The sequence below is a fragment of the Candidatus Protofrankia californiensis genome (assembly GCF_900634765.1).
GTDB classification, from domain to species: Bacteria; Actinomycetota; Actinomycetes; order Frankiales; family Frankiaceae; genus Protofrankia; species Protofrankia californiensis.
In genome coordinates this window covers 1-529 of the sequence record NZ_CAAAFT010000327.1, presented here as the reverse complement: position 1 = coordinate 529, position 529 = coordinate 1, and the positions used below count along the sequence as shown (strand labels likewise).

Here is a 529-nt window from a genome sequence, read left to right as displayed (position 1 = left end):
CCTCACCGCCGCCCTGCGCGATCTCCGGGACGACGCCGAGCGGCACACCTACGACGTGCTGCACACCCTGGAAGGGCGGGGGTCGGCAGTCCGGGTCCTGGTCACGACCACCGTGCCCGCCGACGAGGAGGAGGCGTTCGAGCAGGCGTTCCTCGACGTCGCTGAGGCCATGCACGGCGTCGCCGGCCGCATCCGGGAGGAACTGCTGCACGAGCCCGGCACGCGGACGTTCCACCTGCTGGCGGAGTGGACCTCCGAGAAGGCGTTCCTGGCCTGGGTGGGGGATCCGCACCACAGCGACCGCACCAGCCAGCTCATTCCCTTCCTCGACCGTGGTTTCTCCCGTCGCATCTTCTCGATCGTCGCTCGCCCTCCGGAGGCCGAGATGAACGCCGACACGAACCCCGACACGAACCCCGACACGAGCATCGGCGCGAACGCCCGCTCCGACCAGGGCACGGCCCTGGAGCAGCACCCGGCCGGCGCCCTGACCACGACCATCCGGCCGGAGGTCGCCGGCGCCCGGCGG

1 protein-coding gene is annotated in these 529 nt (G+C 72.0%); it reads left to right on the top strand.

The genetic code is table 11. The features are described from left to right. On the top strand, positions 1-529 hold a 529-nt coding region (locus tag DD1DGNOD_RS29685), incomplete at both ends, for an antibiotic biosynthesis monooxygenase family protein (RefSeq protein ID WP_241255794.1).